Origin of the sequence: Streptomyces sp. NPDC006193 (assembly GCF_040613915.1) — a bacterium.
GTDB lineage: Bacteria > Actinomycetota > Actinomycetes > Streptomycetales > Streptomycetaceae > Streptomyces.
In genome coordinates, this window is the sequence record NZ_JBEXTB010000002.1 from 184,045 (window position 1) to 210,463 (window position 26,419).

Annotated in this window: 22 protein-coding genes; 10 read left to right on the plus strand and 12 right to left on the minus strand. The window is 71.0% G+C overall.

Annotation, left to right across the window (positions count from 1 at the left end):
• Positions 1 to 427 precede the first annotated feature (427 nt).
• The 5 genes from ABZ261_RS02735 to dnaA form a co-directional block, all read right to left on the minus strand.
• Positions 428 to 970 carry a DciA family protein gene (locus ABZ261_RS02735; RefSeq protein ID WP_356854759.1) on the minus strand — a complete coding sequence of 181 codons (543 nt, stop codon included), beginning with the start codon at positions 968 to 970 and terminating at the stop codon, positions 428 to 430.
• A complete protein-coding gene (gene recF, locus ABZ261_RS02740) occupies positions 967 to 2,088 on the minus strand; it encodes a DNA replication/repair protein RecF (protein ID WP_356854760.1) in 1,122 nt (373 codons plus the stop codon). Before recF ends, ABZ261_RS02735 begins: the two co-directional genes overlap by 4 nt.
• A gap of 136 nt (positions 2,089 to 2,224) precedes the next feature.
• Entirely contained in the window at positions 2,225 to 3,100 is an 876-nt protein-coding gene (gnd, locus tag ABZ261_RS02745; RefSeq protein ID WP_356854761.1) for a phosphogluconate dehydrogenase (NAD(+)-dependent, decarboxylating), read from the minus strand.
• Between the two features lie 220 nt (positions 3,101 to 3,320).
• Positions 3,321 to 4,451, minus strand: a complete 1,131-nt coding sequence (gene dnaN, locus ABZ261_RS02750) for a DNA polymerase III subunit beta (protein ID WP_356854762.1) — start codon at positions 4,449 to 4,451, stop codon at positions 3,321 to 3,323.
• Positions 4,452 to 5,584: 1,133 nt separating this feature from the next.
• Positions 5,585 to 7,498: a chromosomal replication initiator protein DnaA gene (dnaA, locus tag ABZ261_RS02755; RefSeq protein ID WP_356854763.1), complete on the minus strand. Its 1,914-nt coding sequence runs from the start codon at positions 7,496 to 7,498 to the stop codon at positions 5,585 to 5,587.
• Between the two features lie 372 nt (positions 7,499 to 7,870).
• Here dnaA and rpmH point away from each other — a divergent pair, with 372 nt between their 5' ends.
• The 9 genes from rpmH (at position 7,871) to ABZ261_RS02800 (ending at position 14,818) form a co-directional block, all read left to right on the plus strand.
• Entirely contained in the window at positions 7,871 to 8,008 is a 138-nt protein-coding gene (rpmH, locus tag ABZ261_RS02760; protein ID WP_003956500.1) for a 50S ribosomal protein L34, read from the plus strand.
• A gap of 21 nt (positions 8,009 to 8,029) precedes the next feature.
• Positions 8,030 to 8,401 carry a ribonuclease P protein component gene (gene rnpA, locus ABZ261_RS02765; protein WP_356854764.1) on the plus strand — a complete coding sequence of 124 codons (372 nt, stop codon included), beginning with the start codon at positions 8,030 to 8,032 and terminating at the stop codon, positions 8,399 to 8,401.
• Positions 8,398 to 8,763: a membrane protein insertion efficiency factor YidD gene (yidD, locus tag ABZ261_RS02770; RefSeq protein WP_356854765.1), complete on the plus strand. Its 366-nt coding sequence runs from the start codon at positions 8,398 to 8,400 to the stop codon at positions 8,761 to 8,763. Before rnpA ends, yidD begins: the two co-directional genes overlap by 4 nt.
• A gap of 3 nt (positions 8,764 to 8,766) precedes the next feature.
• Positions 8,767 to 10,044 (plus strand): membrane protein insertase YidC, encoded by a 1,278-nt coding sequence (gene yidC, locus ABZ261_RS02775; RefSeq protein WP_356854766.1) that lies wholly within the window; start codon positions 8,767 to 8,769, stop codon positions 10,042 to 10,044.
• 15 nt (positions 10,045 to 10,059) lie between these two features.
• Entirely contained in the window at positions 10,060 to 10,572 is a 513-nt protein-coding gene (locus ABZ261_RS02780) for a R3H domain-containing nucleic acid-binding protein (RefSeq protein ID WP_356854767.1), read from the plus strand.
• Between the two features lie 117 nt (positions 10,573 to 10,689).
• Positions 10,690 to 11,406 (plus strand): 16S rRNA (guanine(527)-N(7))-methyltransferase RsmG, encoded by a 717-nt coding sequence (gene rsmG, locus ABZ261_RS02785; protein ID WP_356854768.1) that lies wholly within the window; start codon positions 10,690 to 10,692, stop codon positions 11,404 to 11,406.
• Positions 11,407 to 11,707: 301 nt separating this feature from the next.
• Positions 11,708 to 12,781, plus strand: a complete 1,074-nt coding sequence (locus ABZ261_RS02790; RefSeq protein WP_356854947.1) for a ParA family protein — start codon at positions 11,708 to 11,710, stop codon at positions 12,779 to 12,781.
• Positions 12,778 to 13,878: a ParB/RepB/Spo0J family partition protein gene (locus ABZ261_RS02795; protein ID WP_356854769.1), complete on the plus strand. Its 1,101-nt coding sequence runs from the start codon at positions 12,778 to 12,780 to the stop codon at positions 13,876 to 13,878. Before ABZ261_RS02790 ends, ABZ261_RS02795 begins: the two co-directional genes overlap by 4 nt.
• A gap of 322 nt (positions 13,879 to 14,200) precedes the next feature.
• Positions 14,201 to 14,818 (plus strand): GNAT family N-acetyltransferase, encoded by a 618-nt coding sequence (locus tag ABZ261_RS02800; protein WP_356854770.1) that lies wholly within the window; start codon positions 14,201 to 14,203, stop codon positions 14,816 to 14,818.
• Between the two features lie 66 nt (positions 14,819 to 14,884).
• Here ABZ261_RS02800 and trxA read toward each other — a convergent pair whose 3' ends face one another.
• The 7 genes from trxA to ABZ261_RS02835 all read right to left on the minus strand — a co-directional run bounded on the left by trxA (position 14,885) and on the right by ABZ261_RS02835 (position 24,707).
• Complete coding sequence (gene trxA, locus ABZ261_RS02805; RefSeq protein WP_356854771.1) at positions 14,885 to 15,217, minus strand: thioredoxin; 333 nt, start codon at positions 15,215 to 15,217, stop codon at positions 14,885 to 14,887.
• A gap of 49 nt (positions 15,218 to 15,266) precedes the next feature.
• Positions 15,267 to 16,238 carry a thioredoxin-disulfide reductase gene (trxB, locus tag ABZ261_RS02810; RefSeq protein ID WP_356854772.1) on the minus strand — a complete coding sequence of 324 codons (972 nt, stop codon included), beginning with the start codon at positions 16,236 to 16,238 and terminating at the stop codon, positions 15,267 to 15,269.
• A gap of 152 nt (positions 16,239 to 16,390) precedes the next feature.
• Positions 16,391 to 17,260 (minus strand): zf-HC2 domain-containing protein, encoded by an 870-nt coding sequence (locus ABZ261_RS02815; protein ID WP_356854948.1) that lies wholly within the window; start codon positions 17,258 to 17,260, stop codon positions 16,391 to 16,393.
• Positions 17,261 to 17,265: 5 nt separating this feature from the next.
• The gene (gene sigM, locus ABZ261_RS02820) at positions 17,266 to 18,042 is read right to left on the minus strand and encodes an RNA polymerase sigma factor SigM (RefSeq protein ID WP_356854773.1); all 777 of its coding nucleotides are present in this window, start codon (positions 18,040 to 18,042) and stop codon (positions 17,266 to 17,268) included.
• A 22-nt stretch (positions 18,043 to 18,064) separates the two neighbouring features.
• On the minus strand, positions 18,065 to 19,765 hold the full coding sequence (locus ABZ261_RS02825) for a protein kinase family protein (protein WP_356854774.1): 1,701 nt from the start codon (positions 19,763 to 19,765) through the stop codon (positions 18,065 to 18,067).
• A 118-nt stretch (positions 19,766 to 19,883) separates the two neighbouring features.
• Positions 19,884 to 22,265 (minus strand): murein biosynthesis integral membrane protein MurJ, encoded by a 2,382-nt coding sequence (gene murJ / locus ABZ261_RS02830; RefSeq protein ID WP_356854775.1) that lies wholly within the window; start codon positions 22,263 to 22,265, stop codon positions 19,884 to 19,886.
• Positions 22,266 to 22,310: 45 nt separating this feature from the next.
• The gene (locus ABZ261_RS02835) at positions 22,311 to 24,707 is read right to left on the minus strand and encodes a DUF6049 family protein (protein WP_356854776.1); all 2,397 of its coding nucleotides are present in this window, start codon (positions 24,705 to 24,707) and stop codon (positions 22,311 to 22,313) included.
• 257 nt (positions 24,708 to 24,964) lie between these two features.
• Here ABZ261_RS02835 and ABZ261_RS02840 point away from each other — a divergent pair, with 257 nt between their 5' ends.
• Positions 24,965 to 26,407 carry a CCA tRNA nucleotidyltransferase gene (locus ABZ261_RS02840; protein WP_356854777.1) on the plus strand — a complete coding sequence of 481 codons (1,443 nt, stop codon included), beginning with the start codon at positions 24,965 to 24,967 and terminating at the stop codon, positions 26,405 to 26,407.
• The last annotated feature ends 12 nt before the right edge of the window (positions 26,408 to 26,419 follow it).

Sequence of the window (26,419 nt, forward strand, 5' to 3'; positions counted from 1 at the left end):
TCGGCCCAGGGAACCAACCGTCCTCCCGGCGACCTGCCGACCCACCCCGACCATCCCCCGGGCACCCGCCCGCGTCCGCCCGGACCGGGCCGGGCCGCTGGGCTCACCCTCCGTCAGCTGCGCGCCGACCCCGCCTCTGCCGCGCGCCGACCGCTCGTCGGGGGCTCGCCCGTCCCTTCAGCGGCAGGTCCGCCGTCGCACCGGGGCGGCGGTCGCCGGCCGAGCCCGTACCAGCCGTCCCTCGGCAGCCGGTCGCGGTGTCCGCCGGCCGACCGGCAGGGAGCTGGGTCGTCACCTCGGCGGGCCGTCGTTCCCCGCTCTCGGGTGTCCGCCCCCTCCCGGCGCCGGCCGGCCGGGCCGGTCTCACCGTCCGTCAGGTGACCGCCGGCCGGTCCCGGCGTCCCGCGGACGCGGACTGCTCCGGCCGTCAGCCGTAGGTGTCTCCGGGGCCGGTGCTGCCCGGGGCCCGCAGCGGGCCGTAGCGGCGGGCCTGGCCGCCGGGGCCGTGCACCTTGATCAGCCGGACCGAGCCGTGCCCGAGATCCTCGTTGAGCCGGGCCACCAGCGCCGGCGCGAGCAGCCGCAGCTGGGTCGCCCAGGCCGTCGAGTCGCACTGCACCGTCAGCACCCGCTCGTCCTCGTCGTACCGCTGCGGCACGCAGTGCTTGGCCAGGTCCTCGCCGACTATCTGCGGCCAGCGGCCCATCACCCCGCCCACCGCGGCGGGCGTCTCCCAGCCGCGCTCGGTGATCAGCCGGTTGATCGCCGCGCCGAGCGCCATCGGGTCGCGGCCGTCGGCGCGTGCGCCGGAGCGCAGGCCGCCGCCCCGCCGCGCCTGCCTCCTCTGCCGCGCCGCGTCCCCCCGCGCGCGTGCCTGCTCCTTGGCCGCGCGCAGCGCCACGCGCGCGAGGTCGACGCCGGAGGGCTCCTTCTCCTTCGGACGCCGCGGCGCGGGTTCCTCGGTGCTCATACGCGCTCCACCGTCCCGTCGGCCACCGCGTACCGGACGCCGGCCAGCACCTGGGGCACGTCGTCGTCCACGGCGGCGGTGACCAGCACCTGCTCTCCGGGCGCCACCAGTTCCGCCAGCCGCTCCCGGCGGCGGGCGTCGAGTTCGGCGAAGACGTCGTCCAGGATCAGCACCGGTTCGTTGCCCTCGGCGCGCAGCAGGTCGTACGAGGCGAGCCGCAGGGCGAGGGCGTAGGACCAGGACTCGCCGTGCGAGGCGTACCCCTTGGCCGGCAGCTGCCCGAGCTTGAGCAGGAGGTCGTCGCGGTGCGGCCCGACGAGCGTGACCCCCCGCTCGATCTCCTGCTTGCGCGCCTCCATGAGGGCCGCCAGGAGCTGTGCGTGCAGATCCTCGCGGGTGTGCGCCTCGCCGGGCGCGGACGGCTTGTACTCCAGCGCGACCGGCCCGCCGCCGGGGGCCAGCTGCTCGTACGCCTTGTCGGCCAGCGGCTGCAGCGCGGCGACGAGATCCATCCGCTGGGCGAGCAGTTCGGCGCCCGCGCGCGCGAGGTGCTGGTCCCAGACGTCCAGGGTGGACAGGTCCATGGACCGGCCGCCGTGCCTGCGGGCCAGCGCCGCCGTCTTCAGCAGGGTGTTGCGCTGCTTGAGGACGCGCTCGTAGTCGGAGCGCACCCCGGCCATCCGCGGGGACCGCGCGGTGATCAGCTCGTCCAGGAACCGCCGCCGTTCACCGGGGTCGCCCTTGACCAGCGCGAGGTCCTCGGGCGCGAACAGCACGGTCCGCACGATCCCGAGCACGTCCCGCGGCCGGACCTGCGAGGACCGGTTGACGCGGGCGCGGTTGGCCTTGCCGGGGTTCAGTTCCAGCTCGATGAGCTGCTGCCGGTCGCCCTGCCGGACCTGCGCCCGGACGACCGCGCGCTCGGCGCCCATGCGGACCAGCGGGGCGTCGGACGCGACCCGGTGGCTGCCGAGGGTGGCCAGGTAGCCGACCGCCTCGACGAGGTTGGTCTTGCCCTGGCCGTTGGGGCCGACGAAGGCGGTGACGCCCGGGTCGAGCGGGACCTCGGCCCGGGCGTACGAGCGGAAGTCGGCCAGCGAGAGATGCGTGACGTGCATGGTCGTTCCGCCGACCTCCCTCAGAGTGGTGGTGACTCCCGGCTCGCGGGGATGCCCCCGTGAGCCCTGTGGACCTGCGTCCGCGGACCGTGTGGATCCGTGGACCTGGGGATCCGTGGACCCGTGGGTCTGCGGATCACTTCTTCTCTACGGCGTGACCGCCGAACTGGTTGCGCAGCGCGGCGATCATCTTCATCTGCGGCGAGTCCTCCTGCCGGGAGGCGAACCGCGCGAACAGCGACGCGGTGATCGCCGGCAGCGGCACCGCGTTGTCGATCGCGGCCTCCACAGTCCAGCGTCCCTCACCGGAGTCCTGTGCATAACCGCGCAGACCGTCCAGGTGCTCGTCCTCGTCGAGGGCGTTCACCGCGAGGTCCAGCAGCCAGGAGCGGATGACCGTGCCCTCCTGCCAGGACCGGAAGACCTCGCGGACGTTCTCCACGGAGTCGACCTTCTCCAGCAGCTCCCAGCCCTCGGCGTAGGCCTGCATCATCGCGTACTCGATGCCGTTGTGGACCATCTTGGCGAAGTGGCCCGCGCCGACCTTGCCGGCGTGCACCGAGCCGAAGTCGCCCTCCGGCTTGAGCGCGTCGAAGACCGGCTGCACCTTGGCGACGTTCTCCGGGTCGCCGCCGTACATCAGCGCGTACCCGTTCTCCAGGCCCCAGACGCCGCCGGAGACGCCGCAGTCGACGAAACCTATGCCCTTGGCGGCCAGCTCCTTCGCGTGCCTCTCGTCGTCGGTCCAGCGGGAGTTGCCGCCGTCCACGACCACGTCACCGGGCTCCAGCAGCTCGGCGAGCCGGTCGATGGTCGACTGGGTGGGCTCACCGGCCGGCACCATCACCCAGACCACGCGCGGGGCGCTGAGCTTGTCCACGAGCTCTTCCAGGCTGTGGACGTCCGCGACGTCCGCGTTGCGGTCGTATCCGACGACGGTGTGGCCCGCGCGGCGGATCCGCTCGCGCATGTTGCCGCCCATCTTGCCGAGGCCGACGAGACCGAGCTCCATGAGTGCTGTTCCTTAGGTCGCTGTGTGGCGTGAGAGGCACCTGTGTGCCGTGCCGAGCCTAAACCCGGACGCTCATGCACAGCTGTGGGCATACGCGCTCATGCGTACCCCCTCACCTGCAGGTTCGGCACCCGACTCGGCCGTCCCGTCCGGCTCCGCGCCGGGCGCCCGCACACGGCGCCCGGCGCCGCGGACGACGCACCCGGCGCTGCGGAGGGGATCAGCCGCTCAGCCGCACCGGCATGATCAGGTACTTGTACGCCTCGTCGGCCTCCGCGTCGACGGCCGGCCTTCCGCTGAGCAGCGCCGGCTTCGTGGACGTCGTGAACGACAGCTGCGCCACCGGGGAGTCGATCGCGCTCAGCCCGTCCAGCAGGAACGTCGGGTTGAAGGCGATCGAGATGTCGTCGCCCTCCAGCTGCGCGTCGACCCTTTCCACAGCCTGTGCGTCGTCGCTGGACCCGGCCTCCAGGATCAGCACGCCCTGCTCGAAGCTCAGCCGCACCGGGGTGTTCCGCTCGGCGACCAGCGACACGCGCTTGACGGCCTCGACGAACGGCGCGGTCTCGATCACGGCGACGGAGTTGAACTCGGTCGGGAACAGCGTCCGGTACTTCGGCAGGTCGCCCTCGAGCAGACGCGTCGTGGTCCGCCGGCCCGCGCCCTCGAAGCCGATCAGGCCCTCACCGGCGCCGGAGCCGGACAGCGCCAGCGTGACGCTGTCGCCGGCGCCGAGCGACTTGGCGGTGTCCAGCAGCGTCTTGGCGGGGACCAGGGCGACCGCGGAGGCGTCCGGGTTCTCCGGCTTCCACAGGAACTCGCGGACCGCGAAGCGGTAGCGGTCGGTGGAGGCCAGGGTGACCGTGTCGCCCTCGATCTCGATGCGCACGCCGGTGAGCACCGGAAGCGTGTCGTCGCGGCCGGCCGCGATGGCCACCTGGGAGACGGCGGCGGCGAAGACCTCGCCGGGGACGGTGCCCGTCGCGTTCGGCATCTGCGGCAGCGCCGGGTACTCCTCCACGGGCAGGGTGTGCAGGGTGAACCGGGAGGAACCGCAGACGACGGTCGCCCGTACACCGTCTGTGGAGATCTCCACCGGACGGTTGGGCAGCGCACGCGAGATGTCGGCCAGCAGACGGCCGGAGACCAGGACGGTCCCCTCCTCCTCGACCTCGGCCTCGACGCTGACGCGCGCGGAGACCTCGTAGTCGAAGCTCGACAGGCTCAGCTGGCCGTCCTCGGCCTTCAGCAGGAGGCCGGCGAGGACAGGCGCCGGCGGACGGGCCGGGAGGCTGCGTGCCGCCCAGGCCACTGCCTCCGCGAGTACGTCGCGTTCCACCCGGATCTTCACCGTAAGCCGCCTCCTGCTTGTTGCTACTGAGTCCTCCGACTCGGCGTCACCGCCCACTGCGGCGGGAAGGACACCGAGGACCAGTCTGACGCACGGCACTGACAGTAGGTGCCCGTCGGGGTCAAGTCGGTCGGAGGGGCGGCCGGGCCCGAGAGGGCCAGTTGTGCACAGGCCCCGCTTCCAAACGATTGCCGAGCTCTCTCTTGTCGGGAGTAGTAGTAGGGCCTGTGGATACCGTGGATAACCACGTTTGCCCAGCTCAGCGCGGATATTTTGTCCACCGGTCCTGTGGGTGGAGGCAGTGGACAACCGGGGCCCTCTGTGGAGAACAGAAAGTTCTGCACATGCCGCCCACAGCCCGCGGGCAGTTCTCCCCAGCTGCGTCCCCAGAAATACCCGTGTTTCCCACACCCCAATCCGGCAGCCTCGTGTGACGCCTTTCACTCGACGCGGTGAGAGGGTGCGCCGCGTTGCCGAACAGTGGACAGCCGTGTGGAGAAGCGGGCGATCACTGGGGACAACCGCCCCCAGCCTGTGGGCCGCCCGTGGAAAACCTCGTGCACAGGCTGGGGACGCCGCAGTTTTCCACAGCCTGTGGAGAGTGTTCGTCCACGATTCCACAGGGGCCTGAGCTGGACGGACGCCACAGGGACAGCCTCCCTGTGGACGCAGCTCAGGACAACTTCACCGTCCCCAGCGTGTGGAAGGAAAAAAGTCACCGAATCTGTGGAGGGCGGCCGTAACCCGGCGCGTAATCGAACACCGGGTGACGGGTCGGCAACCGTCCACAGGGCTGTGAGCTGCCTCCGCGGGGCGTTCCGCCCACCCCGGAGCCGCCCGGGGAAGCCCTCGCGGTGCCGTGGGGGGTCCCCGGGGCACGGCTCATGACCGCCGGGACGGGCGCCCGGAGGGTCACCGGGAAGGGGACACGGCTCCACGGCCGCCCGCGAACCGTCCGGCCTGCTCGGGGGCGGCGAGGAACCGTCCGGAACCTCCCAGGACGGCGAGGAACCGAGCGGGCCTTCCCAGGGGCGGCGCGGGCGGTCCCGGCCTGCTCACGACCGCCCCGGAACGCCGAGGGCGCCCCCGGGAGATGTCCCGGGGGCGCCCTCGGTGCCGGCGTACGGCCGGCCTCAGCCGTTCTTGATGCGGTTCGTCAGCTCGGTGACCTGGTTGTAGATCGAGCGCCGCTCGGCCATCAGCGCGCGGATCTTGCGGTCGGCGTGCATGACGGTCGTGTGGTCGCGGCCGCCGAACTGCGCGCCGATCTTCGGCAGGGACAGGTCCGTCAGCTCACGGCACAGATACATCGCGATCTGCCGGGCCGTGACCAGCTGGCGGCCGCGCGAGCTGCCGCACAGGTCCTCCACCGTGAGCCCGAAGTAGTCCGCGGTCGCCGCCATGATGGCCGTCGCGGTGATCTCCGGGGTGGAGTCCTCCCCTCCGGGGATCAGATCCTTCAGGACGATCTCCGTCAGGCCCAGGTCCACCGGCTGCCGGTTGAGCGAGGCGAACGCCGTGACCCGGATCAGCGCGCCCTCCAGCTCACGGATGTTCCGCGAGATCCGGGAGGCGATGAACTCCAGCACCTCCGGCGGCGCGTTCAGCTGCTCCTGCACGGCCTTCTTGCGCAGGATCGCGATCCGCGTCTCCAGCTCGGGCGGCTGGACGTCGGTGATCAGCCCCCACTCGAAGCGGTTCCGCAGCCGGTCCTCCAGCGTGACCAGCTGCTTGGGCGGCCGGTCGGAGGACAGCACGATCTGCTTGTTGGCGTTGTGCAGCGTGTTGAAGGTGTGGAAGAACTCCTCCTGCGTCGACTCCTTGTCCGCGAGGAACTGGATGTCGTCGACGAGCAGGATGTCCATCTCCCGGTACCGCTTGCGGAAGCTGTCGCCCTTGCCGTCCCGGATGGAGTTGATGAACTCGTTGGTGAACTCCTCCGAGCTGACGTACCGCACGCGCGTGCCCGGGTAGAGGCTGCGCGCGTAGTGCCCGATGGCGTGCAGCAGGTGCGTCTTGCCGAGCCCCGACTCCCCGTAGATGAACAGGGGGTTGTACGCCTTCGCCGGCGCCTCGGCGACCGCGACCGCCGCCGCGTGCGCGAACCGGTTGGACGCGCCGATGACGAACGTGTCGAACAGGTACTTCGGGTTCAGCCGCGCCGTCGGCTCGCCGGGGCCGCTCGCCGGGGCCGGCTGCGCGGCCAGCGGGCCGGGCGCTCCCGTCGGCGACATGTCCGGGCGGCCGGGACCGCCGCGGTGCGCCGGCTGGTCGGACGGCTCGCGGCGGACCGGGTCGCGCTGGTCGTACTCGGCCCGGGGCGCGTCGTAGTCGCGACGGCCGGCGTCGTAGTCCTGGCGGGACGGCTCGTACTCCGCGCGCGGGCCGTCGTACTCGCCGCGCTGCTGCTCGTACGACGGCCGGTCCACGCCCTGCGGGCGGTAGTCCTGCGACGGCGAGCCGTACCCGTCCGCGGGGCCGTAGCCGTCGTGCGACGACGGCGACGCGTACGGGTCGCGCTCGGGGAAACCGAGCCGCGGCTGCTGCCAGCGGTACTCCTCCTGGCCGGGACGCGGCCAGGAGCCCGGCTCGGGGCGCTGGTACTCGGACGGGTAGGCCGGACGGGCGGTCGGGAGCTCGCCGCCCGGACGCTGGTCGGCGCCGCGGTGGCGGCCGTAGCCCTCGTAGGGCGCGGACGGCGGCTCCGGATCCTCGTAGCGCGACTGCGGCGTCTGCGGGGAAGGGCTCGCCGCGGGCGCCGGCGGCTCGCCCGCCGAGTCGTCCACGGTGATCGCGATCCGGATGGGGCGGCCGCACTCGCGGCTCAGGGTCTCGCTGACGACCGGCGCGAGACGGCCCTCCAGGACCCCCTTGGCGAATTCGTTCGGCACGGCGAGCAGGGCCGTGTCCGCGACCAGCGCCAGCGGCTGGCAGCGCCGGATCCAGTGCTCGTCCTTCGTCTCGACGCCCTGTCCGCGGCCCTCCCCGAGGAGCTGCTCCAGTACTCGTGGCCACACTGCGGCAAGATCGGCAGGTACGTCAGCCACAGGGCACGCTCTCTCACAGGTCCCGCGGACGTGTGGTCCGGGGACGGGTCGGGTTCTGAATCGGGTGGTGAGTGGGACAAGGGAACGAATCGGAGTCCAGTCACGGTAGTCAGCGCGGCGGGTGCGGTTCAAGTTGTTGTCCCCAGCCTGTGGACAGTGTCCCTCCGCCGCCCCTGGTTTGACCGAATGGCGCAGCCCCGCGTACCGTAACCAGGTCGAGTTGTCGATGGCTGCTGCCGCCTGCCTCCGATGGGCACAGGTCACTTCGGGTGATCGGTAAGCGGTGCACTCGGGCGTAACGCGAGCTACTCGTGGGCGCACGGTGACAGCCAGGACGGCACCCCGCCACCTACCGATTTCTGGAGCCCCCGAGTGAGCAAGCGCACCTTCCAGCCGAACAACCGTCGTCGCGCGAAGACCCACGGCTTCCGGCTGCGTATGCGCACCCGTGCCGGCCGCGCGATCCTCGCGTCCCGCCGCAGCAAGGGTCGCGCCCGTCTGTCCGCCTGATCCCGGTCAGGTCATGACGTCGTGCTGCCCACCGAGAACCGGCTGAGGCGGCGCGAGGACTTCGCGACCGCGGTGCGACGGGGTCGCCGGGCAGGCCGCCCGACCCTCGTCGTCCACCTTCGTAGCGGTGCCACGGACCCGCACGCGCCTGGGGAGAGCGCTCCCCCGTCGCGTGCGGGTTTCGTCGTGAGCAAGGCCGTGGGTGGCGCGGTCGTGCGCAACAAGGTGAAGCGCAGACTGCGTCATCTGATGCGTGACCGAGTCGCCCAGTTGCCCCCCGGTAGCCTGGTAGTCGTACGAGCGCTGCCCGGAGCGGGCGACGCAGACCATGCACAGCTGGCCCGAGACCTGGACGCCGCCCTTCAGCGGTTGCTGGGAGGGGGCGCGCGATGAAGTACCCGCTGCTGGCTCTGATCAAGCTGTACCAGTGGACCATCAGTCCACTGCTGGGGCCGGTGTGCAAGTACTACCCGTCGTGCTCCCACTACGGATACACGGCCATCGACCGGCACGGTGCGGTCAAGGGGACGGCACTCACCGCCTGGCGCATCCTCCGGTGCAATCCGTGGTCGCTGGGCGGTGTGGACCATGTTCCGCCGCGCAAGCGCCCGCGGTGGCACGAATCGCTGCGCAGCGCCTGGCGCGCACGCACGGGCGGGCCCTCCGCCGCCGAACCGGCCACCGAAGCGGGGCTTGCTTCCGAGTCTCCTTCGAGCCCGGCCGCAGAGACCTCGTCCCATGCCCAAGGAGCATGATTAGTGGACACGATTGCCAGCCTTTTCAGCTTCATCACGACACCCGTGTCATGGGTCATCGTCCAGTTCCACACGGTGTACGGCGCCCTCTTCGGCCCGAACACAGGGTGGGCCTGGGGCCTGTCCATCGTGTCCCTGGTGATCCTGATCCGCATCTGCCTGATCCCGCTCTTCGTGAAGCAGATCAAGGCGACCCGCGCGATGCAGACGCTCCAGCCGGAGATGAAGAAGATCCAGGAGCGGTACAAGAACGACCGGCAGCGCCAGTCCGAAGAGATGATGAAGCTGTACAAGGAGTCGGGTACCAACCCGCTCTCCTCGTGCCTTCCCATCCTGGCGCAGTCCCCGTTCTTCTTCGCCCTGTACCACGTGCTCAACGGCATCGCCTCGGGCAAGAAGATCGGCGTCATCGACGAGCAGCTGCTCGCCAGCGCCCGCCAGGCGCACATCTTCGGCGCCCCGCTGGCCGCGAAGTTCATGGACAGCTCCGACAAGGTCGCCGCGCTCGGTGCCACGCTGAGCGACGTCCGCGTCGTCACCGCGCTCATGATCGTCCTGATGTCGCTGTCGCAGTTCTACACGCAGCGCCAGCTCATGACGAAGAACGTCGACACCACGGTGAAGACGCCGTTCATGCAGCAGCAGAAGATGCTGATGTACGTCTTCCCGGTGATGTTCGCCGTCTTCGGCATCAACTTCCCGGTCGGTGTCCTCGTCTACTGGCTGACCACCAACGTGTGGACCATGGGCCAGCAGATGTACGTCATCCACAACAACCCGACTCCGGGCTCCAAGGCCCAGGCCGCCTACCTCGAGCGCCTCACCAAGCACGTCACGCAGCACGGCAAGATCAGCCGGCGCGGTGAGAAGGCGATCGTCAAGGCGATCGTCGCCAAGGGCCGTGACCGCAACGAGTTCGAGCGCAAGTTCATCAACGCCCTGAACAAGGCCGGCCTCGCCGCGCAGCCCGACGGCACCGTGGTGAAGAGCACCGTCCAGGCCGCGGCGCAGACCGAGGACGGCACGGCCGCCGGTACGACCGCGACCGCCACCGCCGTCCGGCGCCAGCAGCCCCGGCGCCAGACCAAGGCCCAGCGTCAGTCCGGTGTGTCCAAGCAGGCGGACGACTCCCTCTCGCTGGAGAAGTCCGACGAGCCGCAGGCCGCCAAGCCCGCCGCCGCTGCCAAGCAGCCCCAGAAGCCCGGCGGCACCCGCAGCAAGGCCCAGTCCGGCCAGCGCAAGGGTGGCCCGCAGCGGCCCAAGTCCCCGTCCAAGAAGTAAGAAGGAGCCCATCCCGTGACGGAAGGCACCACCTCCGCCGCTGCCGAGGGTGCAGACACCCTCACCCGCCTCGAGCAGGAGGGTGAGATCGCGGCGGACTACCTGGAGGGTCTGCTGGACATCGCCGACCTCGACGGCGACATCGACATGGACGTCGAGGCCGACCGCGCCTCCGTGTCGATCATCAGCGACACCGGCAGCCGCGACCTGCAGAAGCTGGTCGGCCGGGACGGCGAGGTGCTGGAGGCGCTGCAGGAGCTGACGCGCCTGGCGGTGCACCGGGAGACCGGTGACCGCAGCCGGCTGATGCTGGACATCGCGGGATACCGGGCCAAGAAGCGGGCCGAGCTGTTCGAGCTGGGCTCAGAGGCCGCCGCCGAGGCGAAGAGCACGGGCGAGCCCGTGAAGCTCAAGCCGATGACCCCCTTCGAGCGCAAGGTCGTCCACGACGCGGTCAAGGCCGCGGGACTGCGCAGCGAGTCCGAGGGCGAGGAGCCGCAGCGGTTCGTCGTCGTCCTGCCCGCCTGACCGGCCCCCTCGTTCCACCGGCCCCGTCTGTTGAGCAGACGGGGCCGTACTTTGTCAGCCTGGTAGTTCTGGTGGCCGGTGCGCGACGCACCGGCGCTGTACGGAAGGACGGTCCCCGTGACGGAGGCAGCGGAGCTTCCCCCCGCGCCCGAGCAGGCGCGGGAAGTATTCGGTGATCGCTTCGCCGATGCGGTCCGCTATGCGGAGCTGCTCGCCGAGGCGGGTGTGCAGCGTGGCCTGATCGGGCCGCGGGAAGTGCCCCGCCTGTGGGAGCGGCACCTGCTGAACTGTGCGGTGCTCTCCGAGGCGGTCCCCGAAGGCGTGACGGTCTGCGACGTCGGCTCGGGCGCCGGCCTGCCGGGCATCCCGCTGGCCCTGGTCCGCGACGACCTGAGCATCACCCTGCTGGAACCGCTGCTGCGGCGCACCAACTTCCTCACCGAGGTCGTCGAGCTGCTCGGCCTGGACCATGTCACGGTGGTGCGCGGCCGCGCCGAGGAGGTCATGGGCAAGCTGCCGCCGGTCCATGTGGTGACCGCCCGGGCCGTGGCACCGCTGGACCGCCTGGCCACCTGGGGCATTCCACTGCTGCGCCCGTACGGCGAGATGCTCGCGCTCAAGGGCGACACCGCCGAGGAGGAGCTCAAGGCCGCGGCCAGCGCGCTCAGCAAGCTCGGCGCGGTCGAGACGTCCATCCTGCATGTGGGCGAGGGCGTGGTGGATCCGCTGTCCACCGTGGTGCGGGTCGAGGTCGGCGAGAGCCCGGGCGGTGTGCGCTTCGCGGCCAAGCGTGCGAAGGCGGCCCGGACGGGCCGGGCACGTCGTCGCCGCTGAGCCGTCCTGAGATCGGGACGTACTCCACACAAGCTGCCAAACCTACGCAAGTCGGAGTGTCGCGGCAGTTCGGTCGCGGTCGCTGTGCATCGTGTTTCACGTGAAACGTCGCTCACTGCTGCACGGCATCATCAGTCGGGGCCGCGCTGCGGCCGAACCCCGCGACCGCAAGCCTCTGGGGGCACCGGGGGAGGACTCCGGGCCCCCAGCCGCTCCGTCCCCCGCCGGGGCGACGGAGTTGTCCACAGAGGTGGATTTCTCCACAGAAGACCAGACCTCACTGGTTCATGACCCCGACGGCATGGGAGGCTCTGTTCATCGCGAGCCTGAAGTCGAGGAGAGTGAATCCTTGCGGTCCGACGCCAACATCGCGGGACCGATGACCGATCCGGTCCCCGGTCCCCGTACCGAGTCGATGGGGGCGGATGTTTCACGTGAAACACCGTCCCCGATGGACGACACTCCCATCGGTCGAGCGGCCCAACTGGCGGTGGAGGCTTTCGGCCGCGCCGGCGAAGGCCTGCCGCGACCGGAGCAGACCCGCCTGATCGTGGTCGCCAACCAGAAGGGCGGCGTGGGAAAGACGACGACGACCGTCAATCTCGCTGCCTCCCTGGCTCTGCACGGCAGCCGCGTCCTGGTGATCGACCTCGACCCGCAGGGCAACGCCTCCACGGCTCTGGGAATCGACCACCACGCCGAAGTCCCGTCCATCTACGACGTGTTGGTGGAGAGCCGACCGCTCTCCGAGGTCGTCCAGCCCGTCCGCGATGTGGAGGGTCTCTTCTGTGCCCCCGCCACCATCGATCTCGCCGGTGCGGAGATCGAACTGGTCTCCCTGGTGGCCCGGGAGAGCAGACTTCAGCGGGCGATCCAGGCGTACGAGCAGCCGTTGGACTACATCCTCATCGACTGCCCGCCGTCGCTCGGCCTCTTGACGGTCAACGCGCTCGTGGCGGGCCAGGAGGTCCTCATCCCGATCCAGTGCGAGTACTACGCGCTGGAGGGGCTGGGCCAGCTGCTCCGCAACGTGGACCTGGTGCGCGGCCACCTCAACCCGACCCTGCACGTGTCGACCATCCTGCTCACCATGTACGACGGCCGGACGCGTCTTGCCTCCCAGGTCGCGGAAGAGGTGCGCAACCACTTCGGTGACGAGGTGCTGCGGACGAGCATTCCCCGCTCGGTCCGCATCTCCGAGGCACCCAGTTACGGGCAGACGGTGCTGACCTACGATCCTGGATCGAGCGGTGCCCTCTCGTATCTCGAGGCGGCCCGAGAAATCGCGCTGAGGGGCATCGGCATCAGCTACGACGCGAGCCGCGCCCACATCGGCGCCCAGAAAGATCCGAGCATGGTGGAGGGCATCCAGTGAGCGAGCGACGGAGGGGGCTGGGCCGTGGTCTCGGCGCACTGATCCCCGCTGCCCCGACCGAGAGGACCCCGGCCCCCGCGTCGGTGGGCGGAGGAGGATCCACCTCCCCCGCGGCCGTCCCGGTGCTGACGACCGACCGCGGGGTGGCCGCGGCGAAGGTGGCCACGCTGCCGCCTGCCGCCCACGACACCGAGGTGGCTCCCGCCAGCCCGGCCGCGGACGTGCCCGCTCCTCCGGTGGGCGCCCACTTCGCCGAGATCCCGCTGGACGCCATCACGCCCAACCCGCGCCAGCCGCGTGAGATCTTCGACGAGGACGCCCTCCAGGAGCTGGTGACGTCCATCAAGGAGGTCGGCCTGCTCCAGCCCGTCGTGGTGCGGCGGGTGGGACCGTCCCGCTATGAGCTGATCATGGGCGAGCGCCGCTGGCGGGCCTGCCGTGAGGCCGGGCTGGAGGCCATTCCGGCCATCGTCCGGGCCACGGAGGACGAGAAGCTCCTCCTGGACGCCCTGCTGGAGAACCTGCACCGCGCGCAGCTGAACCCGATCGAAGAGGCCGCTGCCTACGACCAGCTGCTGCAGGACTTCGACTGCACCCACGACCAGCTGGCCGAACGGATCGGCCGCTCCCGTTCGCAGGTCTCCAACACCCTGCGTCTGCTGAAGCTGTCGCCGTACGTGCAGAAGCGGGTGGCCGCCGGAGTGCTCTCGGCCGGCCACGCCCGGGCGCTGCTTGCCGTCGAGGACGCGGAGGAGCAGGACCGTCTGGCCCACCGGATCGTCGCCGAGGGGCTGTCGGTGCGGTCCGTGGAGGAGATCGTGAGGCTGATGGGGTCACGGCCCCAGAAGGCCTCGCGCTCCCGGGGACCCCGGGCCGGCTCCGTGCCGTCGCCGGCGCTGAACGAGCTGGCCACCCGGCTCTCGGACCGCTTCGAGACACGGGTGAAGGTCGAGCTCGGTCAGAAGAAGGGCAAGATCACCGTCGAGTTCGCCTCGGCGGACGACCTCGAACGGATCCTCAGCACGCTCGCCCCGGGCGAGAGGCTGAGCCTGCAGAAGGCCCTCGGTGAGGACGACACCGGGGAGAAGCACGACTGATCCCCGGCGATGTCGTCCGGTGTGCCGTGGAGCGGGCCGTGTTCCGGTGGGTGCCGGAACACGGCCCGATCTTTGCCAGGACGCGATGCCGGGTGCATCCCATCCTGGATACGATGCGAACAGGTACGGCACAACCACCGGACATGAGCTGCATCTCCGAGTGGGACAGCGGGGCCGGGCGACCGATGAGCCGCACCGGACCGGTGAGCGTGGGCCTGGGTCTCGCAGCGGTCGGCGGATTCGTCGGCAGTCTGCTCCGGGAGCGGATCGCTCTGACAGCCGCTCGTGATGCGGCGGGCGAAGGAAGCGAGGATCAGCCTTCATGGGGCGTCGGCTCGTGCCTCTCACGCTGGACAACCTTCAGGACCTCCCACAGCGGTGCCGCTCCTGTGTCTTCTGGGAGCTGGATCCCGTCAGCGGCGAAGCGGCGGTGACGGCGGGCACCTCCGCGCTGGAGAAGGAAGCATGGATCTCCGCCGTCCTGCTGGACTGGGGGTCGTGCGGCCGGGTGGCATACGTCGACGACGTGCCCGCCGGCTTCGTGCTCTACGCGCCGCCGGCCTATGTCCCGCGCTCGACGGCTTTCCCCACGAGCCCGATCTCGCCCGACGCCGTCCAGCTGATCACGGCCTTCATCCTGCCCCCGTACCAGGGACAGGGGCTGGGCCGGGTACTCGTGCAGACGGTCGCCAAGGATCTGCTGCGCCGCGGCTTCAAGGCGATCGAGGCCTTCGGTGACGCCCGCTGGAAGGAACCCTCCTGCCTGCTGCCCGCCGACCATCTGCTGGCCGTGGGCTTCAAGACGGTGCGGCAGCATCCCGCGCATCCCCGGCTGCGCCTGGAGCTGCGGTCCACGCTCTCCTGGAAGGAAGACGTGGAGCTGGCACTCGACCGGCTCCTGGGAGCGGTGCAGAAGGAGCCTGCGCTCAGGCCGCTGTAGCGCCATCGCCCTATGGCGAAGGGGCCGGCCCTTGCGGGCCGGCCCCTTCGTGTTTCACGTGAAACGTCACTTGGTGATGAACTCTTCGAGGTCGCGGAGCAGCGCCGCCTTGGGCTTGGCGCCGACGATGGTCTTGGCGACCTCGCCGCCCTGGTAGACGTTCAGGGTCGGGATGGACATGACGCCGTACTTGGCGGCCGTTCCCGGGTTCTCGTCGATGTTGAGCTTGACGATCTCGATCTTGTCGCCGTACTCGGCGGCGATCGCCTCCAGGGACGGGGCGATCTGGCGGCACGGGCCGCACCAAGCCGCCCAGAAGTCCACCAGGACGGGCTTGTCGCTCTTGAGGACGTCCTGATCGAAGGTGGCGTCGGTCACGGTCTTGAGGTTGCCGGCCACGGCAGCTCCTTACCTTGGTCGTGCGTGGGGTGAGGGAAAGGGGGGAGGGTCAGACGGCGGCGGTCTTCTCGGGCTCCGCCTGCTCCATGTCCGCGAGCGCGGCGAGGAAACGCTCGGCGTCCAGAGCGGCGGAGCAGCCCGTGCCGGCCGCGGTGATCGCCTGGCGGTAGGTGTGGTCGACCACGTCACCGGCGGCGAAGACACCGGTCACGTTGGTGCGCGTGGACGGGGAGTCGACCTTGACGTACCCCTCCTCGTCCAGGTCCAGCTGGCCCTTGAACAGCTCGGTGCGCGGGTCGTGCCCGATCGCGATGAACAGGCCCGTGACGGGCAGTTCGGACAGCTCGCCGGTCTTGACGTTGCGCAGCTTCAGGCCGCTGAGCTTCTGGTCGCCCTGGATCTCGGCGACCTCGCTGTCCCACACGAACTTGATCTTCGGGTCGCCGAAGGCGCGCTCCTGCATCGCCTTGGAGGCGCGCAGGGTGTCCCGGCGGTGGACGACCGTCACGGACTTGGCGAAGCGCGAGAGGAAGGTGGCCTCCTCCATCGCGGTGTCACCGCCGCCGATCACGGCGATGTCGTGGTCCTTGAAGAAGAACCCGTCACAGGTGGCGCACCAGGAGACACCGCGGCCCGAGAGCGCGTCCTCGTTCGGCAGGCCGAGCTTGCGGTGCTGGGAGCCGGTGGTGACGATGACGGCCTTCGCCCGGTGCACGGTGCCTGCGGTGTCGGTGACGGTCTTGATCTCACCGGTCAGGTCGACGGAGACGATGTCGTCCGGAACCAGCTCGGCGCCGAAGCGTTCGGCCTGCGCGCGCATGTTGTCCATGAGGTCGGGACCCATGATGCCGTCACGGAAGCCCGGGAAGTTCTCCACCTCGGTGGTGTTCATCAGCGCACCACCGGCGGTGACGGCGCCTTCGAACACCAGGGGCTTCAGCGACGCACGGGCGGTGTAGAGCGCCGCCGTGTAGCCTGCGGGCCCGGAGCCGATGATGATCACGTTACGGACGTCGCTCACGGCTTGATTCCTCGTCTCTGGTCTGCGTCAGTCGACCGGCGGGAGCCCCTTCCGGGACTCTCACCCCACCCAACGGATCCTACGGGGCGTGCATTCCCGGTGTGTCCGGGCACACGCATGCACGCAATCGACCGAGGAAGTTCCCCGCGGACTCAGGGTCGGGCGAGGGACTGCTTCACCAGGACCGAGCCGGCCGAGGAAGTCTGCCGGTGCACGCAGGCCGCGTCGACCACGTAGGCCGTGACCCGTCGGCTGTCGCGGGTGTCGGACACCACGACGAGGTAAGCGGGCTTCCCCGCGTACGTTCCCGTCTTGGCGCCCAGGACGTCAGCACGCGGCCTGAGTGCCTGCCGGACGCAGTCGGGAACCGGCACAGAGGTCTGGATCAGGGTGTTCGGCATCTCCGTCGCGCCCGGAGCATGCGAGGCGCCGTCGGTGCCCGGTCCGGGCTTCTCACCGCCGGGCGGCAGACCCCTCTTCGTGTCGAGGAGACGACGTACCTGGTTCTGCAGGCTGTCGCCGGAGAAGGCGCCGGCAATGGGGGTCGGCGACCCGTGCGCCGTCGGCTGGTCGCCGTTCTCGCCGAGCGAGGTCACCAGCAGGCTGCCGGCGCCCAGCACGGCGGCGGTGAGAACGGCACCCAGGACGAGCCGGCCTCGGCGCCGGCCGCGCTGCGCTCCCTTGCGCCCCGGCCCGGTCGCCGCCCGGGGGCGTCCGGCCGGGCGCGCAGCAGGTGCAGGCGTTTCACGTGAAACCTGACCCGTCGTGCTCTCGGCACGGGTGAGCAGCGGCTCCTCGGCGGCCAGCACGGCATCGATGCGCGCGGCGACATCGTCGGGCATGCGCTCCGGTTCCACGGACCGCAGCAGCCCCCGGATCTCCTCCAGCGACGCGTACACGTCGGCGCACGGGTCGCACGACTCCAGATGACGCCGCACGTCCGTGCTGCGGTCCGGGGGAAGCAGGCCCTCAGCGAGGTCGGAGATCTCCGCGACGTCCGGGTGCCCGGCCGTGTCCGTCATCGACGTCACGCTCGCCCACCTCCGCCCTTCACTACGGCTGGATCGCTCGGTCCCGCGTCCTCGGCGCTTCCGCTCGGTGATCCCGTCGCCGGTGGGACGGATCCTCCCTGCCCCCGGTTCCGCCCCCGTGCGGATTCTTTTCCGTCCTCGGCCGCGTCCGTCCTCTCTTCCCTGCCGGACGCCTCGGCCTGTGCCTCCCCGATGCCTCCGGGCCGGAGATGGGTGAGCAGCGGCAGCAGTCGGGCCCTGCCCCGGGCGCACCGGCTCTTCACCGTCCCCGTCGGCACGTCCAGGATCCGCGCCGCCTCCGCCACGGGGTATCCCTGCATGTCGACCAGGACCAGAGCGGCCCGCTGCTCCGGGGGAAGGGTGCCGAGGGCTTCCAGCAGCTGACGGTGCACGTCCTTCCGCTCCGCCGGCGCCGAGGCGGACTCGTGCGGCTCCAGCAGCTGCTCCAGCCGCTCCGTGTCGTCGACCGGGGACGTCTTCCGCGAGGCCGCCTTCCGCACCCGGTCCAGACAGGCGTTGACGGTGATCCGGTGCAGCCAGGTCGTGACGGCCGACTGCCCCCGGAAGGTGTGGGCGGCCCGGTACGCCGACACGAGGGCGTCCTGGACCGCGTCGGCGGCTTCCTCCCGGTCCCCCAGCGTCCGCAGTGCGACCGCCCACAGGCGGTCCCGGTGCCGCCGCACGATCTCGCCGAAGGCCTCGGGGTCGCCTTCCACGTGGCGGACGAGGAGATCCTTGTCGCTCACTCCGCCGTATCCGGCGCCCTCCGCCATCTGCCCCTCCCGAGTGGAGACCTCAGCTGGTCACCTTGATGTCCGCCACTCTGCCGCGCCAGTGGCCCTGGCCGTCCGCGGGCAGCTCGGTCAGCCACACCAGCAGGTACTGGCTCTTGACGGACTTGCCGGGCTGGAGCACCACCGTCGTGCCGGAGCCGTCGGCGACCTTCGTGTAGGCGTCGAACGACGTGGGCTCCGTCCCCGCGTCCGCACCTGCGGCCCGCAGCTCGACCGAGGTCTGGCCCACGAGCGTGACGGTCACCTTGCCGACCCGCTGGACCTTGCCGAGATCGAGGATGATGCCGACGCCGGACTTGAGGTTGCCGAAGCGCGGACTGAGATAGAAGTTCGTCTCCCAGTAGGTGGCCGCGCTCTTGTCGTACGCCTTCCCTATGTCGCCCGGCTTCTCGGAACCGTCCGGGCCGAACGGGTCGAAGTCACGGGCGCCGCTGATGGCGATCGGCTTGCCGGCGATCGGCTTCTTCGCGTTCTTGTCGCCGCTGTCCGTCGTCCGGGTCTTGTCGGTGTCGCCGGACTTGTCGCCGTGGTCCATCAGGGCGTCCGCCAGCTGCCAGCTGCCCAGTCCCAGGGCGGCGATCAGAAGTGCCGACACCGCCCACTTCAGCGCCTTGCCGGTGCGGCTCTGCAGCGGAGGCGGCGGGGGCGCGAGCGGCTGGGTGACGCCGGGGTGCGGCGCCGGGCGGCCGTAGCTGCCCTGCTGGTAGGTGGTGCGCTGGTATTCCGGCGGCGCCGTGAACGCCGGCTCCGGCGGACGGATGCGCGGCATCTCGCCGATCGCCTTCACCAGCTCCTCCGGCGTGGTGCACGGAGCCTCGTGGCGGGAGGCGGTGGCCCCGTCGTTGACGAGGGCGCGCATGGCCAGCTCGGACAGCCCGCGGTGCACACCGGCCCGCACCTGGTCCGGTGCGATGAGGCCGACGTCCTTGGGGAGGCCGGACAGGCCGTAGGCGTCGTTCTCGTACGGCCAGCGCTGGGTCAGCGCCGCGTACAGCAGGGCGCCGATCGACTCGGTGTCGGTGCGCTGCGGGGTGTCGGAGCTGATGCCGCGCAGGGCGGCGTTCACGGCGAGACCGCGGATGCGCCACTGGCCGGTCGAGGTGCGCAGCACGGCGTTCGGGTTGAGCCGCAGATGGGCGAGGCCTTCACGGTGCGCGGCCGCCATGGCGGAGGAGACCTGGCTGACCATCTGGTAGGCGTCGTGCGGCTCCAGCGGGCCGCCGGTGAGGAGGGTGGTCAGCTCGATGGCGTCGGGCAGCCACTCGTGCACCACGTACACGAGGTCGTTCTCCTCGACGGCGTCCAGGACCTGGACGAAGCGCGGATCGCCGAGCAGTGCGGAGGAGCGGGCGGCGGCGAGGACCGAACGGGCCCGGGCGTGGTCCGCGGGCAGCACATGGACGCCCACGGCACGGCGGAGCTTCTCGTCGACGGCCCGCCAACTGCTGAATCCGTCCAGACGGGTGACGCACTCCTCCAGCCGGTAGCGTCTGGCCAGCTTGTGACCGCTGTGCAGTTCCGGAGGCGCGGCCTTCTTCGCGGGACCCTCGGGTTCGACGTTGCCCTGTGCCTGATCGCTGTCCGTGTCCCGCTCCGGGTTCGTGGCCACCCCGTCGGCCGTGGCCTGGTCCGCCTTGGCGGTCAGCGGTTGCTCACCGCTGTTGTCTGCCACGTCGACGGCAGCCGTACTCCGTTCCGCCACCGTCGTCCCTGCCTCCCCATCCGTTGCACGCTGTCCGACGCCGAAACCAATTGTGCCCACAGTCCGCCGCTATGCACGACACACGGCGGCGGACGATGGTTGTGCGGCTACCCCCGCCTCAACGACCCAGACGCCCGCGCACCGTGCCCACGAGCGAGTTGAGTTCCTCGATGCGCATCCGGCGGGCCGCGACGAAGAAGACGCCGAACAGGACGGCGCCGCCGGCGATCAGCGCGGCGAAGGAGCCCACGACGCCCAGTCCGAGGGTGTGCCCGATGCCGTAGCAGGCCGCGCCGCTGAGCAGGGCCGCCGGCACCGAGGCGATGCCCAGCCGGGCGTACGTGCGCAGCACCCGCGCTCCGTCCAGATCGCCGCCGAGCCGCTTGCGCAGCCTGCGCCAGGCCACACCCACACCGATGGCGTAGGCGAGGCCGTAGGAGGCGGCCATGCCGGCGACCGCCCAGCGCGGCGGCAGCAGGAAGTAGCACAGCCCCGAGGCGCCGGCGTTGACCGCGGCCACGATGAGGGTGTTGTTGAAGGGGGTGCGGGTGTCCTCGTAGGCGTAGAAGGCCCGCAGGACGACGTACTGCACGGAGTAGGGGATCAGGCCGAGACCGAAGGCCATCAGCATGTAGCCCATGTTGGTGGCCTCGGACGTGCCCGCGGAGCCGAAGATCAGCGTGCACATCGGGATGCCGAGCGAGACGAAGCCGAAGGCGATCGGCACGATGGCGACCGCGGTGGTGCGCAGGCCCTGGGAGATGTCGTCGCGGACGGCTCCCGCGTCGCCCTCGGCGGCCGACCGCGACAGGCGCGGGAGCAGGGCGGCCATCAGGGACACGGTGATGATGGCCTGCGGCAGCCCCCAGATCAGCTGGGCGTTGGCGTAGGCGGCGAAGCCGGTGCCCCTGACGCCCGAGTCCTTGCCCGCGGCGGTGGACAGCTGGGTCACGACCATGGCGCCCGCCTGGTTGGCCAGGACGAACAGCACCGTCCACTTGGCGAGCATCGCGGCCTTGCCCAGGCCGTGGCCCCGCCAGTCGAAGCGCGGCCGGATCCGGAACCCGGTCTCGCGCAGGTACGGGATCATCGCCAGCGCCTGGACGACCAGGCCCAGCAGCACACCGACGCCGAGCAGCCGCTGGCCCTCCGGCGGGATGTTCTTGACGCCCAGGTGCGAGTGGGAGGCGGTGCCGTACACCCAGATGAACATGCCGAGCGAGATGATGATGACGATGTTGTTCAGGACCGGGGTCCACATCATCGCCCCGAACTTCCCGCGGGCGTTGAGGATCTGACCCATCACCACGTGGATGCCCATGAAGAAGATCGAGGGCAGGAAGTAGCGGGTGAAGGTGACCGCGACCTCGTTCGCCGCCGGGTCGCTGGCCACGGGGTTGGCCAGCAGCCGCACCAGGAGCGGCGCGGCGAACATCGCGAGTCCGGTCAGCGCGGCCAGCGCCACCATCACCAGGGTGAGCAGGCGGTTGGCGAAGGCCTCGCCGCCGTCCTCGTCCTCCTTCATGGAGCGCACCAGCTGCGGCACGAACACGGAGTTCAGCCCGCCGCCCACGGTGAGGATGTAGATCATCGTCGGCAGCTGGTAGGCCACCTGGAAGGAGTCGGCGAGGAAGCCGAGACCCAGCGCGGCGGCGATCAGCGCGGAGCGGACGAAGCCGGTGAGGCGGGAGACCATCGTGCCGGCCGCCATGACGGCGCTGGACTTCAGCAGCCCGGCGGCCTTCCCGCCCTTCTTGGCGGGAGCGGCGGGAGCGGCGGGAGCGGCGCCGGTCACCGGCTCGCCGGTCCGGGGCGGTCCGACCGGGTCGGCGGCGCCGGCCGGCGCGGGCACCGGGGACTGCGCCGGATGCCCGGATGCGGAGGTGCCGCCCGCGTACGGGGCGCCGGCGTACGGACCGCCCTGCCGCGGGCCGGGACCCTGCTGCGGCGGCGCGTACGGACCGGCCGAGCCGTGCCCGCCGCCCGGCGCGGCGGCCGGACCCGGGACGGACAGCGGGTCCGTGGGCGCGTGTCCGCCGCTGTGCTGCTGGTCCTTGAGGAGGTGCGCGAAGGCGTCCGGCTCGTGGTACTCCTCGCCGGAGTGCGAGACCAGGTCGTCCACGCCGACGAACTCGGTCGTGCGCGGGTCGTCGCCGTACGGCAGGTACGGGGTGGCGCCCCCCGGCTCGGGTGGCGGGGTCTGCGCCCACACCCGCGGGTCCGGTGCGTACGGAGACTGGGCGGGCCGGGCGTACGGCTGCTGCTGCCGGTCGTACGGCCCCGGGGGCGGCGGCGGGTGCGCGGCGCGGTCGTAGAGCGCCTCGGCGACCGGGTCCTGGGCCGCCAGGTCCTGCGCCCGGTAGGGGTCCTGCTCGTAGGCGTCCTGCAGGTACATGTCCGCCGCGTGCTGCGGCGGCGCCTGGCCGGGCTCGGGCGGCGGCTCGGGGTAGCCCGACCCGGCCGCGCCCTGGCCGCGGTCACCGTCGTACGGCGCGTTCATGCTTACCCCACCTCATCGTCCCGGGCCCACCGGCCACGACATCGCTCAACGGTCCACTCTCTCACCCGTCCCGGACGGGTCGGCGTTTTCCGGTGCGGTGTCCGGCGCAGGGTCACTCGGCTGCTCCGGGTCGTCCGCCCCGGATGCGGATCCGGGCTTCTCGTCAGGACGGTCGCCGGGCGCCTCGGGGTTCCCCGGTCCGTCCGTGTCCTCGCCCGCCGTGCCGGGACCGTCGTCCTCCGCCGTGCCGGGACCGTCGTCCCCGGTCTGCCGGGCCGCGGCGCGCTTGCGCTGGGTGTACATCCGGAAGCCGGCGAGGACCAGGAGCAGCACACCGCCGCCGATGACGAGCATCACGGTGGGGGTAACCTCGGTGACCTTCACGTCGAAACTGACCGGGTCCCCGTACTCCTGGCCGTCCTCGGTGAACAGCTGGGCCACCACCGTGACCCGGCCGTTGGCGTTGGCCGAGGTGGTGAACTTCACGGACTGGCTGTGCCCCCCGGAGACCTCCACGCGCTGCTCGTAGTAGGCCTTGCCGCCGATCTTCAGCCTGGTCGGCATGGTCGACGTCAGACGCAGCACCAGGTGGCCGACCGGCTGCACGAGGTTGTTCTGGACGGTCACCGGGATGGTGGCGCTGCGGCCCGAGAGCTTGGTCTCGGACTTGTCGATCAGCTTCACCTGGTCGGCCAGGCCGTCGAGCCATGCCTCCACGTCGCCCCGGTAGCTGTCCGCCTCCCCGCCGCGGCCGCGCCACGACGTGGACATCTCACGGTTTATGGCCCGCCCGAACGGGGTGACCACGCGGGACTGGTCGGTGAGGATCACCTGGAAGTTGTCGAGCTTGTCCTGAGTGCGGGCGATCTGCTCGAAAGCCGTCCGCGGCAGCTCGTGCCGGCGCAGCGAGGAGGGGTAGACCGAGGTCGACGGGATGCGGGTGGTGGCGCGCGGGTCGGGCTCGGCCTTGGCCGCGGCCGTGAGGTCCTGGGACTGGCTCCAGGTGCTGCCCCGCAGGGCCCTCACCGCTGCCGCCATCGCCTCTGCCTGGCCGGCCGTGGGCATGCGCTGGGGTGCGACGACGATGCTGCGCTGCTTGTCCGTCTGTGCGTTCAGCTCCAGGCTCTGGGCCAGGAACCGCTGCACGGCGAGGGTGGCCGGGCCCGCCTTCGTCAGGTCGTCCTCGAACGCCGTGGACATCCGGGCGTCGGCGACCACCGCCGTGGTGCCGCCGCCGACCGGGCGGGCGGCGGAAGGCGTGTAGGGGAGACCTGCCGTCTCCTGGAGGCTGTCGCTGCGGGCGATCACCCGGTCGGCTCCGGCGGATGTCGCGACCTTCATGATCGACGGGTCCACCGCGCCGTTCACGGGCCAGGCGAAGTCTGTGGTCGGTGTGACGTGGAGCACCGTCTTGACGGTGATCGCCGCCACGTCGGTGGCGTCCTTGAGATGGCTGAGCGAGCCGGTGACGCTGGTGCCGTTGTGCGCGAGGGAGGCCAGGTCCGGGTCGCCGAAGGGCAGCGCCACGACCTCCTTGCCGGCCACCGCCTTCTGCAGGGCGGCCAGCCACTGCTTGGCGACCGCCTGATGCTCGCGCGGGCCGGCCGTGGTGGTGCCGTCGGCGGCCGGGAGCCGGTAGTTGCCGACCGCCATCGCGTCCACCGAGGCCAGCAGATCCGGATCGATCACCCAGGTCACGTCGAGGTCCTTGCCCAGGTCCACCATCCGGGCCAGCCGGCCCCCGGGTGCGAGCTCACTGGCCAGGTCGTCGTCGAGGAAGACCGGTGTCTGCAGCTCGCCGGCACCCGTCCTGGCCGTCATGTGGGCCGTGGACAGCAGCGGCCACAGGAACGTCGTCTTCGTCTTGCTGTCGGCCTCGGACGGCTGCCACGGCAGGAACGTCCGCTGAATGCCGAGCAGCTGCTCCCACGGCTGTGCGGAGGTCCGCCCGGACAGGGCTACCCCCAACTCGTAGACGCCGTCGTCGCCGAGGTCGAGCTTGTCCACGGGGACGGAGATGCTGAAGTGCTCGGCGTCGCCCGGGGCCAGCTCGGCGAACTTCTGCTCGTACTTCCCGCCGACCTCGGAGCCGGTGCCGCCCTGCGGCTCGTCGGAGTGCCGGGCGACGGAGTCGATGGCCGAGCGGGTGGTCAGCTGGGGACCGACCCGCAGTCCGACGTGGGCGCCGGTGACGGTCTGCCTGCCCTTGTTGGTCACCGTGCCGGAGACGGTCAGCGTGTCGCCGTCCGTGGGGGCACTCGGGCTGAGCGAGTCCAGGGAGACCGACACCGTGTCCGAGGAGGCGGCCTGCGCGGGCTTCGCGTCGGGCAGCTGCAGCAGGCCGGCCAGCAGCGGCGTCCCGGCGAGCAGTGTTCCGGCGCGCCGCATCCACCGGCGGGCAGGTGAGGCACTGGTCCCCTGGATGTCAGCCGCCTCGGCCACGCGCTCGCCCGTCCCTCGTCGTCGTCAGTGGTCGTCGGAATGTGCGTCCACGCATGGTAACGATGCGCGCCGAGCGGAAGTGCCGCGGTCTGCTCCGCAAGATCGAAGGACAGCGGCGAGCCGTCCTCTATATCCAGTATCGAGGGGAGCGCGGCCTACGCCGCACAAGCAGCGCTTGCGGCGGGTATGACAGCAGCTCGCGGCGGCGGCGTACGGAAGGCGCGGCAGGTCGCGCCGGGCACGTACCCTCTTCTGTTGTGCCGAACGCCAACGAAGACACTCCCTCCGCCCTGAGCCAGGCGCAGCAGCGCGCGGTCGCCGAGCTGCTGCGGGTGGCGCCCGTCGCCGACGACCTCGCCCGCCGATTCCAGAAGGCCGGGTTCTCGCTCGCTCTGGTCGGCGGATCGGTCCGCGACGCGCTGCTCGGCCGGCTCGGCAACGATCTGGACTTCACCACCGACGCCCGCCCCGAGGACGTACTGACGATCGTCCGGCCGTGGGCGGACGCCGTATGGGAGGTGGGGATCGCCTTCGGCACGGTCGGCGCGCACAAGGGCGGCTACCAGATCGAGATCACCACCTACCGGTCGGAGGCGTACGACCGCACCTCGCGCAAGCCGGAGGTGTCGTACGGCGACTCCATCGAGGAGGATCTGGTGCGCCGGGACTTCACGGTCAACGCCATGGCCGTGGCCCTGCCCGAGAAGGAGTTCATCGACCCGCACGGCGGCCTGGACGACCTCGCGGCGCGCGTGCTGCGGACGCCGGGCACGCCCGAGGAGTCGTTCTCCGACGATCCCCTGCGCATGATGCGGGCCGCGCGGTTCGCCGCCCAGCTGGACTTCACCGTCGCTCCCGAGGTCGTCACCGCCATGACGGAGATGGCCGGCCGGATCGACATCGTCTCGGCGGAGCGGGTACGGGACGAGCTGAACAAGCTGATCCTCTCCGCGCACCCGCGCAAGGGCCTGACGCTGCTCGTCGACACCGGGCTCGCCGACCGCGTCCTGCCCGAGCTGCCGGCACTGCGCCTGGAGAGCGACGAGCACCACCGGCACAAGGACGTCTACGAGCACACCCTCATCGTGCTGGAGCAGGCGATCGCTCTGGAGCAGGACGGCCCCGACCTCACGCTCCGCCTGGCCGCGCTCCTCCATGACATCGGCAAGCCGCGCACCCGCCGCTTCGAGAAGGACGGCCGGGTCTCCTTCCACCACCACGAGGTGGTCGGCGCCAAGATGACCAAGAAGCGCATGACCGCCCTGAAGTACTCCAACGAGCTGGTGAAGGACGTCTCCCGGCTGGTCGAGCTTCACCTGCGCTTCCACGGCTACGGCACGGGAGAGTGGACGGACTCGGCGGTCCGCCGCTACGTCCGTGACGCCGGTCCGCTGCTGGACCGCCTGCACAAGCTGACCCGGTCCGACTGCACCACCCGGAACAAGCGCAAGGCCCTCGCCCTGTCCCGGGCCTACGACGGGCTGGAGGAGCGTATCGCCCAGCTGCGCGAGCAGGAGGAGCTGGACGCCATCCGGCCCGACCTCGACGGCAACCAGATCATGGAGATCCTCGGCGTCGGACCGGGCCCGGTGGTCGGCAAGGCGTACAAGCACATGCTGGAGCTGCGGCTGGAGAACGGGTCGATGGGACACGACGCCGCGGTGGCCGCTCTCAAGGAATGGTGGGCCGCACAGAGCTGAGGCGGTGCCCGG